General features: G+C 46.4%; 13 protein-coding genes. 9 read left to right on the top strand and 4 right to left on the bottom strand.

The window, feature by feature from the left end; genetic code table 11:
• Nucleotides 1-748: 748 nt before the first annotated feature.
• From BMW94_RS11975 to BMW94_RS11965, 3 genes are all read left to right on the top strand, one after another.
• Nucleotides 749-1,195, top strand: a complete 447-nt coding sequence (locus BMW94_RS11975; protein WP_090998549.1) for a helix-turn-helix domain-containing protein — start codon at nucleotides 749-751, stop codon at nucleotides 1,193-1,195.
• A gap of 42 nt (nucleotides 1,196-1,237) precedes the next feature.
• A complete protein-coding gene (locus tag BMW94_RS11970; RefSeq protein ID WP_090998547.1) occupies nucleotides 1,238-1,645 on the top strand; it encodes an ImmA/IrrE family metallo-endopeptidase in 408 nt (135 codons plus the stop codon).
• Between the two features lie 189 nt (nucleotides 1,646-1,834).
• The gene (locus tag BMW94_RS11965; RefSeq protein WP_090998544.1) at nucleotides 1,835-3,634 is read left to right on the top strand and encodes a 5'-nucleotidase C-terminal domain-containing protein; all 1,800 of its coding nucleotides are present in this window, start codon (nucleotides 1,835-1,837) and stop codon (nucleotides 3,632-3,634) included.
• Between the two features lie 620 nt (nucleotides 3,635-4,254).
• Here BMW94_RS11965 and BMW94_RS11960 read toward each other — a convergent pair.
• Nucleotides 4,255-6,024, bottom strand: coding sequence for a proline--tRNA ligase (locus BMW94_RS11960; protein WP_090998542.1), 1,770 nt, complete (start codon nucleotides 6,022-6,024; stop codon nucleotides 4,255-4,257).
• Between the two features lie 531 nt (nucleotides 6,025-6,555).
• On the opposite strand from BMW94_RS11960, the gene BMW94_RS11955 reads away from it, so the two are divergent.
• Nucleotides 6,556-7,227 carry a 3'-5' exonuclease gene (locus BMW94_RS11955; RefSeq protein ID WP_090998538.1) on the top strand — a complete coding sequence of 224 codons (672 nt, stop codon included), beginning with the start codon at nucleotides 6,556-6,558 and terminating at the stop codon, nucleotides 7,225-7,227.
• 55 nt (nucleotides 7,228-7,282) lie between these two features.
• Here BMW94_RS11955 and BMW94_RS11950 read toward each other — a convergent pair whose 3' ends face one another.
• The 3 genes from BMW94_RS11950 to BMW94_RS30470 all read right to left on the bottom strand — a co-directional run bounded on the left by BMW94_RS11950 (nucleotide 7,283) and on the right by BMW94_RS30470 (nucleotide 9,490).
• Nucleotides 7,283-8,248 (bottom strand): helix-turn-helix transcriptional regulator, encoded by a 966-nt coding sequence (locus BMW94_RS11950; RefSeq protein WP_090998536.1) that lies wholly within the window; start codon nucleotides 8,246-8,248, stop codon nucleotides 7,283-7,285.
• 162 nt (nucleotides 8,249-8,410) lie between these two features.
• Nucleotides 8,411-9,115 (bottom strand): hypothetical protein, encoded by a 705-nt coding sequence (locus tag BMW94_RS11945; protein WP_139209335.1) that lies wholly within the window; start codon nucleotides 9,113-9,115, stop codon nucleotides 8,411-8,413.
• Nucleotides 9,116-9,322: 207 nt separating this feature from the next.
• Nucleotides 9,323-9,490 carry a hypothetical protein gene (locus BMW94_RS30470; protein ID WP_175480664.1) on the bottom strand — a complete coding sequence of 56 codons (168 nt, stop codon included), beginning with the start codon at nucleotides 9,488-9,490 and terminating at the stop codon, nucleotides 9,323-9,325.
• Between the two features lie 340 nt (nucleotides 9,491-9,830).
• On the opposite strand from BMW94_RS30470, the gene BMW94_RS11940 reads away from it, so the two are divergent.
• The 5 genes from BMW94_RS11940 to queE all read left to right on the top strand — a co-directional run bounded on the left by BMW94_RS11940 (nucleotide 9,831) and on the right by queE (nucleotide 13,294).
• A complete protein-coding gene (locus tag BMW94_RS11940) occupies nucleotides 9,831-10,286 on the top strand; it encodes a hypothetical protein (RefSeq protein WP_090998532.1) in 456 nt (151 codons plus the stop codon).
• 18 nt (nucleotides 10,287-10,304) lie between these two features.
• Nucleotides 10,305-11,009 (top strand): AIM24 family protein, encoded by a 705-nt coding sequence (locus BMW94_RS11935; protein WP_090998530.1) that lies wholly within the window; start codon nucleotides 10,305-10,307, stop codon nucleotides 11,007-11,009.
• A 362-nt stretch (nucleotides 11,010-11,371) separates the two neighbouring features.
• The gene (gene queC, locus BMW94_RS11930) at nucleotides 11,372-12,061 is read left to right on the top strand and encodes a 7-cyano-7-deazaguanine synthase QueC (protein WP_090999066.1); all 690 of its coding nucleotides are present in this window, start codon (nucleotides 11,372-11,374) and stop codon (nucleotides 12,059-12,061) included.
• Nucleotides 12,058-12,549: a 6-carboxytetrahydropterin synthase QueD gene (gene queD / locus BMW94_RS11925; protein ID WP_079695175.1), complete on the top strand. Its 492-nt coding sequence runs from the start codon at nucleotides 12,058-12,060 to the stop codon at nucleotides 12,547-12,549. Before queC ends, queD begins: the two co-directional genes overlap by 4 nt.
• On the top strand, nucleotides 12,542-13,294 hold the full coding sequence (gene queE / locus BMW94_RS11920; protein WP_090998528.1) for a 7-carboxy-7-deazaguanine synthase QueE: 753 nt from the start codon (nucleotides 12,542-12,544) through the stop codon (nucleotides 13,292-13,294). Before queD ends, queE begins: the two co-directional genes overlap by 8 nt.
• Nucleotides 13,295-13,369 lie beyond the last annotated feature (75 nt).

Raw genomic sequence — 13,369 nt, 5'->3', positions numbered from 1 at the left:
TCATCTTTGGTATTTTGTATTATTCGATTCCAGTCGCTTACGGGTACAATAGATAGACGAATAGAAGCATTTCGATCTACCTATTGCTGATTTGAATCGCTCTTGGGATGAATACAAAATACTCCTTTTATTAGGGTTATCCAGTTCTCTGAAATAGTAACGGCATTTTTCAAGTTTTTTCTGTTGCCTTTTGGAATCAGTTTAAGTCAGCTATGAAGCAGAAATAATTCATTTTCCTCATCATCCAACTTGTCTCAACTTTACATTTTGTTCGTATTTTGTTCGTATTTCTATTTGAGGATACCACTTTCTGGGGATCGGCGTAAACCTTCATTTTGGGTCGTTTTAACTATAAAATAAAACCCGCGCTCTCATTTCCTTTGCCTTTTGGCATAATTGTTTCATATCTCTTTACCTAATGGTATATATACGATATAGTACAGATAATTAAAGATCCTCGTATAAGTCATTTGATTTTTATAAAGAAGCTACTCCGTTTTGGACGATGGGCTAGAAGTATGGTCACGCGCATACGCAGTGAAGGAGACGGAATCGATTCTGAAGAAGCGAAGCGTTCGCCTTTATCCCCGGATTTCTCCCTTTAGAAAGTGAAATAGGAAATCCGGGGATAACAGCGATCAAAAGAACGATCCGAATCCGGAACGGGCATAGAACGCACATCTACCTCCCCCATCCAACTAGCTTCTTTTTAATTCAAGCACTTGTACGAATCAAAGGAGTGGCATGAATGGTGGAGCACGCTTTTGGTCCTTATCTGAAACAACTGCGCGAGCAACAGGGATACAGCATCAACCAGCTCGCCGAAGCAGCAGGAATCAGCAACTCGCAAATTTCACGCATTGAGAATGGGGTTCGCGGAGTTCCCAAGCCTGCTACCATCCGCAAAATCTCCGACGCACTCTCGGTTCCCTACGCGGATATGATGAAACAGGCCGGGTATCTGGAAAGCGGAAAACCAGCAAGTGAGCTCCATGACGCTCCAGAATGGGCAACGTACAAGGACCGTCGGGATTTCAAAAAGATGCTGGAAGACGAGGATGATCTGATGTTTGACGGCATCCCGCTGGATGATGAGGATAAGAAACGGATCAAGGATGTCCTGACAGGTCTGTTCTGGGAAGCCAAACAGATGAACAAACGCAAAAAAACGAACGATCCGGACGAGCGCCCATGAAGCATTTCAAGCTGAACAAACTAAAGCAGCAGGTGAGATGATATGGATGACATGGTAACAAAGCTGATTCGAAAACACCGGACAAACTGCCCTTTCAGCATTGCCAGAGCCATTGGAATACAGATCCGGTTCACCAATCTGGGCAAGTCTACCAAAGGACTGTATTTCCGAAAGCTCCGTCGCAGATTTATCGTTATTCACAATGATTTACCGCCGGAATGGCAGCGTTTCGTGTGTGCCCATGAACTTGGACATGACCGATTACACAAAGGCATAAACCGGTTCTTTCTGGAGGAACACTCCTATTTTGCCCCAGGCAAGCTGGAGAGACAGGCCAATCGTTTTGCCATACAGCTTCTAACTTCAGGAGTGATGCCAGAGCCGGATGAATCACTGGAGAAATTTTGTTTGCGTACAGGACTGCCACGTGAAGTGCAGCATTTTTTTTAGTCTTTTTAAGAACATACGTTCCTTCCAAGTGAAGTTATCTCTTAATCTTCCACTATGAAAATCAGATGTCACTTTCAAGTTACCTATTTTTACGTGAATCACGAGATTTCCTCACAATAGTCTGGTAAAATACAACATGAGTTTTGCAAACGCTCAGGTAGATTATATTTATGGGAGGTTATGATTCATATGAAAATCTGGAAGACTTATGTTTCGCTTGTGCTAACGCTCTGTTTGCTGTTTGGCAGTGTAGGCATTGCCGCTGCTGCAACGGATACCACTCCGGGCACAGGTAAGCACATTACTATTCTACATACGAATGACACACACGCACGCGCAGTTGAATCCTCACCTGCGATGGGTTTCGCCAAAGTGGCTGGCATTGCGGACAAATACCGTAGCGAAAACCCAAATACCCTTCTGCTGGATGCCGGAGATGCAGTGCATGGTACAACCTTTGCTACACTTGTTAACGGGGAAAGCATTGTCAAAGTCATGAATGAAATCGGTTATCAGGCGATTGTACCGGGTAACCACGAATTCAACTACGGTTCCGAGCGCCTCATCGAACTTGCGGATATGATGAACTTCCCCATGCTCAGTGCCAATGTGAAAAAGAAAGACGGAACTCGTCTCTTCGATCCTTACCTCATTAAAGAAGTAGACGGCGTGAAGATCGGTATCATTGCCCTGACTACACCGGAAACGATGTACAAAACGAATCCAAAAAATGTGGAAGGTCTTGATATTACAGACCCAACTGCGGAAGCTAAAGTTCTCGTGAACGAAATTCGCAGCAAAGTAGATGTTGTTGTTGTATTGGGACACCTTGGACAAGATGCGTCCAGCACCGATACTAGCTTCAAAGTTGTAAAAGAAGTGCCTGGCATTGATGTATTCATCGACGGTCATAGCCATACGGTTCTGCAAAATGGACTTGTATCCGATAACGGAACACTGATCGCCAGCGCTGGAGAATATACAAACTTTGTAGGTGTGATCGACCTGTGGGTTGATGGCGGCAAAGTAACGAAAAAACAAGCAACACTGATTGATGAGACGGAAGCAAAAGACATCAAGCCGAATGAGAAAGTTGCCGCATTGGTGAACTCCATTCAGAAAGAGCAAGAACCCATTCTGAAAGAAGAAGTAGCCAATACAGCGATTCTGCTGGACGGCAAACGTGAACAAGTACGTGCAGGTGAAACGAACCTGGGTGACCTGCTGGCAGATGCCATCCGTGACATCAGCAAAGCCGATATCGCACTCACAAACGGTGGCGGTATTCGTTCTTCCATTGAGAAAGGTATCGTGACTAAAGGGGATATCATTACTGTACTTCCTTTTGGTAATCAGGTTGTAACGCTTGAAGTAAAAGGCTCCGATGTACTCGCAGCCCTTGAAAACGGTGTAGGATCTTATCCAGAACCAAGTGGCGGATTCCCACAAGTATCCGGCATGACATTCAGCATTGATTCTTCTGCTGCAAAAGGTAACCGTGTACACTCCGTCATGATCGGAGATAAAGCCCTTGATCCGAAAGCAACGTACACATTGGCTACGAATGATTTCACTGCTGTTGGCGGTGACGAGTACACGATGTTTGCGAAATATACAACGTCCGGCATGTACGGTGCTATGGATGAAGCGTTGATCGAATACATGCAAAAACTGGGCGCTGTAGAAGTCAAAACAGACGGTCGAATCAAAGAGGCAAAAGCTCCTGCGGTTGAACCGGAAGCTCCAGTAACGGAAACACCAGCTCCAACTACACCGAAACCAGAGACACCAAAACCAGAAACACCGTCGAAACCGACGCCAAGCAAACCAGCTCCAGCCAAAGTGCATGTGGTAAAATCCGGAGATTCCCTGTATTCCATCTCCAAACAATACGGTACCACTTGGCAAGCTCTGCAAAAGCTGAATAAGATCAAAAATCCACACTGGATTTATCCAGGTCAGCAATTGAAACTGCCTGCAGCCTCTTAAGTTCAGAGACGAGCAGATAGGATCGACTATCTCCATGGTACGGCTGTACCCGTAATAGTTGTACCCATACGATCCAAAGAATGGGTGTCCCTCAAGCCATAACCGGCTGATGGACACCCTTTTTATTTTACAAAATACATCACGCAGTAGTTAACCTACCGAATTGCACACTCCATGTTTACATGAATATAGCTTTGTTGCAAAAATAAATCCCTAAAGCCACTTTAATAAATCACTTCATCCCGTGTCCTCAACCATGGACTATAGAAGATAACTCCAAAATTGCCACTCTCATGCGGTTATTTCACATTCAAAACGCTATATTCCTCGTTCCATGATTTGCGTATTTGCACATGCATAGATTCCTGACATGGTTCGCCAGAAGCTCTTATGGACAAACCGACTGTATACAGAATACAATTTTTCAAATTCTAGTTATTTGGTATGACAATACGCAAATAGTGTTGCATCCTTACATGACTATAGCCCTCTTTTTAACGCTTTAATCCGTTACATAACCACAAACATCTCTTACCGCATAATATCCGGACCTATTATACATCGTTCTATTATATAGAGACACGTAGCATGGTTTCATAAGGATTTTTTTTAATTCTGGACTATAGCTGTTCCTTCACCTGACTTACAGCCTCTAGTACCGACATACTGATTCGTTTGGATTCACCTTGTGCTGCAAGAACATGCGAGCCAAACTCTACTTGTCGCTCTGCCGCACCTCGACCAATAACAATCTGGACAGGCAACCCAATCAATTCCGAATCCTTGAACTTCACCCCTGGCCGTTCATCCCGGTCATCGATCAGTACACTGTATCCGGCATCTACTAGTTGTTGTTCCAGTTCAAGCGTGAGCTCGCGTTGCTGTTCATCCTTCCAGCTCATGGCAATCAGATGTACATGATAAGGCGCAATGGCTGCTGGCCAACGGATGCCATCCTCTCCAGCATATTGCTCAGCAATAGCAGCCATCAGACGAGACACACCGATACCGTAACAACCCATTACAGGTGCGCACTGCCGTCCATTGCGATCCAGGAAGGATGCTCCCATAGCGTCGCTGTACTTGGTTCCCAGTTTGAAGATATGCCCGACTTCTATTCCTTTTGTGAATACAAGCGATTCTCCACAGGTTGGGCAGCCGTCACCTTCAGCAGCGAAACGGATTCGATCTACTCTGTCCAAAGCAAAATCTTTACCCGGACGTACATTCGAATAGTGTACATCAACTTCATTCGCTCCTGTAATGGCATATTCCATTGCAGCTACATCCGCATCTACTACAATCGGCAGATCCAGTCCAATAGGACCCAGGAAGCCTACAGTTAATTTCGGATGACCTGCAAGGGCAGTTTCATCAGCCAGAATCAGCTCCTCTGCACCCAATACCTGCTTCAGCGCGATATCATTCACTTCATGATCCCCACGAACAAGCGCAGCGACCAGTTGACCATCGGCCTGATAAAGCAACGTTTTGATCATATGCTGAGCATCCTCGCCCACAAAGGCGCTTAACTCATCGATCGTACGCACTCCAGGAGTTTGGATACGAACCAACGTGTGCCCTTCGGCATTCCCATCAGCTTGATCAACCGTTTTCAGGTCAGCAGAAGCTCCCTCTTGTCCTGGATTCTTAGCAGAAGATTTAGAAGTTTGATATCCCGCCTTCTCCAGATTTGCGGCATATCCACAATGTTTGCAGGTTACGATCGTATCTTCTCCCACATCAGCAAGTGCCATGAATTCGTGGGTCTCCCCCTGACCACCAATGGTGCCTGCATCGGCTTCCACTCGAATATATTCCAGTCCACAACGCTCCAGAATACGCGAATACGCCGTATTCATGGCCTGATAGGTGCGATCCAGCTCTTCCCAATCGGAAGCAAAAGAGTACGCATCCTTCATGATGAACTCCCGTCCACGCAGTAATCCAAACCTTGGGCGACGTTCATCTCTGAATTTGGTTCCAATCTGATAAAGTGTAAACGGCAGCTTCCGATAGGAATTAACCTCGTCGCGAGCCAGTGCAGTCACAACCTCTTCATGGGTTGGTCCCAGGGCGAATTCTCGGGCATGGCGATCCTTCAGACGCATCAACTCAGGGCCATACTGAGTATATCTTCCGGATTCTTCCCATAGCTCAGCCGGCTGCATGATTGGCAGCAATACTTCCTGACATCCTGCACGGTCCATTTCCTCCCGAACGATTCGTTCGACATTTAGCAAGATACGACGTCCCAAGGGCAGGTAACTGTATATCCCTGCTGCGAGTTGGCGAATCATACCCGAGCGCAATAACCAGCGATGCCCTGCTGCATCAGCCTCTGCTGGTGCTTCACGTAATGTTGGAACAAGCATTTCACTTTGACGCATCTTGTCACACCCCTTATCCTTCTAATCGTTATTGTAAATCAGGTTATAAACAGCAAAAAAACACATCCGTCAAGGGACGAATGTGTCGTGGTACCACCCTTATTTAACTGCACATTGCCGGCTGACCTGAATTTAATTCATCAAGGCATTCGCCATAAAGCAGTTCTACGTTTGCAACCGATGCAAACGTGAACGCGCCACAGTCCTTCAAGGCATAACGGGCCCATCCGGCGAAGGTTACAGGCCGTTCGGGCCTTCTCCTCCGCAGCTCGCGAGGTAGGAATAACGAAACAGCAGCAGAAACCTTGCACTACGTGGTTTCCTCTCTGTAGAAGCTGGATAACGTAATTGTGTCCTCGTTGATCGCTGTTATCATTTTGTTCACCATAGTGTATTTACAATAAATTGTCAACCACACTGTTGCCAGCTTTACGTTAAAATGAATTGCTGAGCGATGGCTGACATGGCCGTGCGTTCCCTGTAATATAGAGAAATAGAAACCATGTATTAAATGATAAAGGAGTTTGTCCTATGCCATATATTATTTACGATCTTGAATTCACGGTAAGTCGCAATACACGTTACTCTTCTGAAATTATAGATATCGGTGCCGTGAAAGTAACGGAAGGTGAGAACGGCCTGTTCGTGTCAGATACGTTCCACACTTATGTTCGTCCGTCCAATAAATCGGTGCTGTCCGCCGATACGATTCAGTTTACGGGTATTACGCAGAAAGACATCGACGCAGCCCCTCTTTTTCCGGAAGCGCTGAATCAATTTATTGCCTGGATGGGAAGTGAAGCCTATTACATGTGCTCCTGGGGACCGGATGACCGCACCAAACTGATCTCTCATTGTCGCACGCATCAGCTCGATGTAGCCTGGATCACCAACCACAATGATCTTCAGCAGCAATGGTCGCGCACCGTGCGCAAAGAAGGAAAGTTCCGTCAGCTCGGGCTCGCTCAGGCTCTAGAACTGTGCGGTATTGAATTTGATGGTACTCAGCACCGCGCTTTGGATGATGCGATTAATACAGCCAAGGTATTCATGCATCAATTTGATCAATTCAACCTGGAAACCAATTGCGCCGCAGATGATGAGGGTATCACATCCAAAGTGGTCTATTCCAGCAGTGCAGAAGATGACGAGAAAGATTCCCCTTTCGGTAACCTTGCACACCTGTTCAAGACCAAAGAATAATTGCATACAGCGCATAATTAAAAAAAGGCAGACCAGCCATGATCTGCACTGAAGTTCAGTTGTAGATCTCCCTCCAACGTTCCAGACGTTCTTTCATCATGAGTCGGTATTTCTCGGGTTCCAGAATTTCGGCATCGGGTCCATATTGAGACAACCAGCTTAGAAACCCTTGTTCATCACTCAATATGGCCTCAAACAACAGTGTGCCTTCTGGTTCGATCGTTAAGATGGGGCGTGCAAAAAACTGCTCCTGCATGACGCGCTCCACGGCGTGCGGCGAGAATCTGATCTTGAATGCAGTCCACTCCGTACTGCCGCTAAATTCCTGTGGCGTACGGAAGTGAGATTGTAAAAGGTAATCATCTTTGCGGAACGTACGTGGCAAAATCCGAACCCTGTGCAAACGATTCACTTGAAATATTCTCAATCTTTCTGACAGATGACAATATGCCAACAGATCAAATCGATATTCACGAGGAATAAGACAGTAGGGGTCCATTCGCACAATCCCCTTTTTGCCTTGAACCAGATATTCTCCTTCAATAGTGTTCTGGGAAATTCCGGCCTGAAGCAGCGTCACCAGTGAATGATTCAGAAGTTCGGTACTTTCATTTTGCCAAGCAGATGTACCTACTTTGAACAACCCGCTAATTTGCTCAGACCATTCCACTCGCTCTGTTTTGTTTTTCTGACTCGAAGCAACCACTTTCTCATACGCGCTCTCAAAAGCAGGCTTCAGCAACGGACGAATATTCTCCATGACTTCTGCCAGGTGCATAAAGGCTTGAGCTTCTTCATCAGACCAATTCAGCGGATACATGGCAAAATGGCTGATAAACATGTATCCTCTCCCGTGTCCCATATTGGCGATGGGGATATGCATTGCACTGAGGGCCTCCATGTCGCGGTATATCGTCCTTTCCGTTGTCTCGCACCGCTCGGCAAGCTCACGGGCCAGAATACCCGGCTTGGCCTGCACAAGAGTTATAATGCGCATTAATCGGATCAGTCGGTCTGTCATTTTGCCGGACCCTCCACGATGTTGTTTCAATAAATTCGATACAACTCCATCCATTTTTTTATTATTATGTTGTTTAGTACATTCGACTTATTCCTTGACTTCACCTTCAAAAATTTATGTAGAAACATTCCTTTCCGTACCAACATCCCTAGTTCTTTATCCCTATTCTCCTAACATCGTTTTTCCGCGATTATGAACTATAGAATTAAATGTAATCCCGTAATGGTGCCGAAGTTTCTCCACAATTTCGGCTTCCGCATAATAATCCAGATCCTGTTTGCGAGCCGCTTCAATTAACAAAGCATCTGCATGACGACGCAGCATATCACTGCCATCTTGTGTACGGCCTCTTTCATAAGCGCGCAAAGCTTGCTTAATTAGAGGAACTGTTTCGTTTAATTTGATTGTCTTCTCTACCTTGGGATCTTCCGGCTGACGCAGCATGCCCAGATGACTGGTGTACTGAATATACAACTGTTCCCTGCGCAGCAGCACTCTCTGGCTTTGTTTCAACTTTCGCGTACTCCAATAAGCTGAACATACGGCACTTTTCCCCGATACACGAGGTCCCATGGCGAATTCGAGCAAGATTTGTTTACTCTCTCCCTTGTATACATCTCCCAGTCTTAGAACCCAACCGATATCCGTTTCTTTAGAACGACAGCCATAGATACCCTTGAGCTGAATTCCAAATTCCGGTTTGAGCAAAAGTTCCAAGTCTCTCGACACAATTTTGGGTGCTATTTTTCTGAGTCTTTTGGCAGGGGCTCCGTTACGCCACTCCACCATCATATATACGGGGTCGGCTCCCCCTGTCGGTATGGCCTCTCTATTCCACGAATAAGATACTTCAAAGACTGAGTTCACTGGTAGTCTCTCCCCCGATTTATATGTATTATCTTCTAAGTTATCAGGGTAAATGGACACTATATTGTCACGGAACATATGTTCGCAGGAAATTTTTCCATAATATTAGTTTCTCGTCCCTAAATCCGTGTAATTACGACAATAAACGACGAAAAAGCTTGGCAGTATGCCAAGCTTTTAGACCACTTTTATATGACAAGTCCTAACTTAAATTGTAGAAGTATTCATTCCCATTTTGTGTGAATTTTGTCTAGAATCAGGTTCTGTGATTGGAGCATAAGTAATACTGTCGATAATCAATTCACGCCCGATCGGCTCACCATTTACAGTAATCATAATTGTTTTGGTTGTTGCAGCTTGTTTAGTTGTGTACATACGTTTCTACTCCTTTGTATTCACGATCTTCATAAAAATCGGATATATTGTTTTCTCTCATTAAATTACAAATTTCGTTATTATGAATAGCAGGCACCCGGAGCTGAAGTCAAAGAATGAGGTCAAGACCGTCCGGAGTGCTGCCCTGTCCTTCTATTACCCCGACGCCATAACAACTAAACAGCTATCCACATGTATTGATTTATTCTCATATAGGGTAATTAAAACTACATCATCTTGAACCCATTGTCCCGGTTTTGACGTATAATGTAAGAGCCGTATTTCAACAAATGACGACGGAATCGGCAAACGATTATGTAACCGAAAGAAGGTGCCATTCATGCCAAAACCCATTCAGGGTTATTTCATTCGGGTGTTATTCACCACATGTGTATTGTTTACTGTTTCTTTGACTACTACAGTCAATGCAGCAAATGCCAATATATTCTCCGATATCTATAGTGGATGGGAACGAGTCTCCGAGCTTCCTGGAGAAGTGAACGCCTTGCAGGAAAGCTATAAACAGACGCTGGAGCAGTTGAATCAGACCTCTGCCCAATTGGGACAAGCCCAGGCAAATGTCGAAGCTTTCAAAGCCCAGAACGAGCTGCTGCTGGCGCAAAACGAAAAACTGACCGATATGGTGAGCAAGCTGCAAAATGATCAGGATGCCAAAACGGCAACCGCCAAACGTATTCAAACGATGATCATCACAGCCGTTTCACTCATATTGGGATACTTTATTCTGATTCGGGTGATGCGCTGGGGAATGCGTCGCCGTTCAGGCCGAGTATAAAAGAACAGGAGCAATCGCATGCACATACACCTGAATAATGCCGAGGCTGGCGGAGCCGGACAAGTGGTCACGTTCTCGTTGATCCAGGACGACCGCCTGCATATTCTCCACCCCCAGCAAATTGTCGCTTTTCGTGGCCCAAGCAGTAGTCGCAATGATAAATTCATGAATATTTCGGGTATCTATCGCAAAAAAAAGCTGATCAAATCCGAAATTACCGGGCCTTGTCAATTTGTGGCCGCCCTGCCGCCTGGGTTTACTATGAAGGAAGTTGAACTGAGTGAGAACAGCGATCTGCTGTATGACTTCCGCCATCTTTTCTTCTACTCTGACGGCGTCACGATGCATACCAAAATTCAGAAAATCAAAAACATGCTCATCACTCGGGATGCCGTGAAAATGAAGTTTTCGGGCAAAGGCAAAATTGGATTGCTGACGCAAGGTCAGGTCTGCCAACAGGAACTGCACCCTACCGCACCACTATATGTGGATGCAGGCAGTATTATCGCCTATCCCGAGAACGCGCAGCTTGAACTTACCGTGTATGGGAACAACCTTGCCAGCCAGCATATGAACTACCATTGGAAGATGACAGGACATGGCTCTGTACTCTTTCAGGCTGGCCGTGAAAATCATAGACTGGAACAGGATATGAATGATGAAGGCTTTATTAAGCGCATTCTGAAGGAAGTCATTCCTTTTGGAAATGTATTAATCAAATAAGTCCAGATGACGTTAGGCTCGGTTATAAATGGTTTCTCATGAAAAGCATGCTTACCGTATTGGAAATGTGATATACTGTACCGGACAATTGAAGAAGAAAATCCATGCCTATGGCATGGGAGAGGTTCGCGAACTCCCTCTATAAGACTCGACCTTCATTAAGGTCAATAAGTCTTACGTACATTTTTGGTAACAACGTACGTAAAAAACTAAGGACACTAGATCGTGCCTGCTTTTTTTGAAGCAGCCTACGAGAAGGTGTGTTTTTTGATGGATGCCAGTTCATGAACTTCTCTGTTCTTCCGACACTCTGTGCCTATGTGCATGGATTGATTTTAAGAAGATGGAGAGGTTTTTTTATGTTGAACGAAGAAAAAGCAGTCGTTGTATTCAGCGGCGGTCAGGACAGTACAACTTGTTTGTTCTGGGCCAAACAGCAATTTGCCGAAGTAGAGGTGGTTACCTTCGACTACGGCCAGCGTCACAAGCTGGAGATTGAATGCGCCGCAGAGATTGCTCGCGATCTGGGTGTACAGCAAACGGTACTGGACATGAGCTTGTTAAACCAGCTCGCGCCCAATGCACTTACCCGTACAGACGTGGAGATTACACATGAAGAAGGCGAACTACCGAGTACATTTGTCGATGGACGGAATTTGCTGTTCCTCAGTTTTGCAGCCATTATGGCGAAGCAAAAAGGAGCTCGTCACCTTGTTACAGGTGTATGCGAAACGGATTTCAGCGGTTACCCGGATTGTCGGGATTCGTTTGTAAAGTCGATGAATGTTACGCTGAACCTATCGATGGACTACCCATTTGTCATTCACACCCCACTGATGTGGCTGGACAAAGCCCAAACATGGAAAATGGCGGATGATCTCGGTGCATTTGATTATGTACGTGAGCGCACACTGACCTGTTATAACGGGATTATCGGCGATGGCTGCGGAGAATGTCCTGCCTGCAAACTGCGCAAAGCCGGACTGGATCGCTATCTGGAGCAACGCACTGATTCTGCTACTGTTGGAAGTGCGGGAGCGGACGTACGATGAGAGAACCGGGAACATTTCGTATTGTGGAGCGGTTGCAGCGGATTGGAGAAGATATCCTGCCTGCACAGCTTCGCTATCATCGCAAACGTGTGCTTGTCAGCAAGGAGTTTACGTTTGACGCGGCACATCACCTGCATTGTTATGAAGGCAAGTGCAAGAACTTGCACGGGCATACGTATAAAGTTGTTTTTGGCATTAGCGGTTATCCAGGTGAGACCGGGTTGACGGTTGATTTTGGACATATCAAGGAGATATGGAAAACACAAATTGAAGGGTATCTGGATCATCAGTATTTGAACGAAACCCTTCCTCTCATGAACACAACTGCTGAAAATATGGTCGTCTGGTTGTTCGAGCAGATGGAACATGCCTTGCAGACCGAACCGTATTCCGCACTGACCGAGGGTGGTCGAACAGAGTTTGTCCGCTTATACGAGACGCCGACCAGTTACGCTGAGGCCAGACGGGAGTGGATGATCGATGAGTAGCGTGGAACGTAGCAAAGAGGCTCGTATTCCTGTGATGGAGATCTTTGGCCCTACGGTTCAAGGTGAAGGCATGGTTATTGGACAGAAAACGATGTTCGTCCGCACCGCGGGCTGCGATTATCGCTGCTCCTGGTGTGACTCGGCCTTTACTTGGGACGGCAGTGGCAAGGATCTGATCCGGATGATTACGCCGGAGGACGTGTGGGAGGAATTGCGCCGCGTTGGCGGCTCACGCTTCTCCCATGTGACGATCTCAGGCGGCAACCCAGCGCTGCTCGCATCGCTGGGCGGATTGGTTAAGCTGCTTCGGGAGAACGGCATCCGCACCGCGGTAGAAACGCAGGGCTCCCGTTGGCAGTCTTGGCTGGCGGACATTGACGAAGTCACCGTCTCGCCCAAGCCTCCCAGCTCAGGCATGAACACTGACTGGGCTGTGCTGGATGATCTGATCCACCGACTGGCTGCTCGTCCGGTGGAACGAAGCCACAGTCTGAAGATCGTAATTTTCGATGGAGCAGACTTGGACTATGCCCGCCGTGTGCATGCACGGTATCCGGGCACCGATTTATTTTTGCAGACCGGGAACCCGGATGTCACTTCTGCTGATACGCCAGATCTGGCGACTTCGCTGCTTGCCCGTTATGAGTGGCTGATTGATCAAGTCAGTGCATCCGATGATCTGAACGACGTTCGTGTGCTGCCACAGCTGCATACCCTTGTTTGGGGCAACAAACGCGGCGTCTGATGGGCTATTTGGATGGAATAATGGGCGGCATGATGTAATTTTGGGAACATACTAAGGCTAAGATGGCCTATCATA

The sequence above is a fragment of the Paenibacillus sp. OK003 genome (assembly GCF_900109515.1).
GTDB classification, from domain to species: Bacteria; Bacillota; Bacilli; order Paenibacillales; family Paenibacillaceae; genus Paenibacillus; species Paenibacillus marchantiae.
This window is presented reverse-complemented; position numbering and strand designations above follow the sequence as displayed.

What these genes read in the sequence shown, in the direction of transcription:
- BMW94_RS11965 (WP_090998544.1), top strand. Translation starts at nt 1,835, where the DNA reads ATGAAAATCTGGAAGACTTATGTTTCGCTTGTGCTAACGCTCTGTTTG.
- queD (WP_079695175.1), top strand. Translation starts at nt 12,058, where the DNA reads ATGAGAGAACCGGGAACATTTCGTATTGTGGAGCGGTTGCAGCGGATT.
- BMW94_RS11940 (WP_090998532.1), top strand. Translation starts at nt 9,831, where the DNA reads ATGCCAAAACCCATTCAGGGTTATTTCATTCGGGTGTTATTCACCACA.
- BMW94_RS11935 (WP_090998530.1), top strand. Translation starts at nt 10,305, where the DNA reads ATGCACATACACCTGAATAATGCCGAGGCTGGCGGAGCCGGACAAGTG.
- BMW94_RS11975 (WP_090998549.1), top strand. Translation starts at nt 749, where the DNA reads ATGGTGGAGCACGCTTTTGGTCCTTATCTGAAACAACTGCGCGAGCAA.
- BMW94_RS11970 (WP_090998547.1), top strand. Translation starts at nt 1,238, where the DNA reads ATGGATGACATGGTAACAAAGCTGATTCGAAAACACCGGACAAACTGC.
- queE (WP_090998528.1), top strand. Translation starts at nt 12,542, where the DNA reads ATGAGTAGCGTGGAACGTAGCAAAGAGGCTCGTATTCCTGTGATGGAG.
- BMW94_RS30470 (WP_175480664.1), bottom strand. Translation starts at nt 9,490, where the DNA reads ATGTACACAACTAAACAAGCTGCAACAACCAAAACAATTATGATTACT.
- BMW94_RS11960 (WP_090998542.1), bottom strand. Translation starts at nt 6,024, where the DNA reads ATGCGTCAAAGTGAAATGCTTGTTCCAACATTACGTGAAGCACCAGCA.
- BMW94_RS11950 (WP_090998536.1), bottom strand. Translation starts at nt 8,248, where the DNA reads ATGACAGACCGACTGATCCGATTAATGCGCATTATAACTCTTGTGCAG.
- BMW94_RS11955 (WP_090998538.1), top strand. Translation starts at nt 6,556, where the DNA reads ATGCCATATATTATTTACGATCTTGAATTCACGGTAAGTCGCAATACA.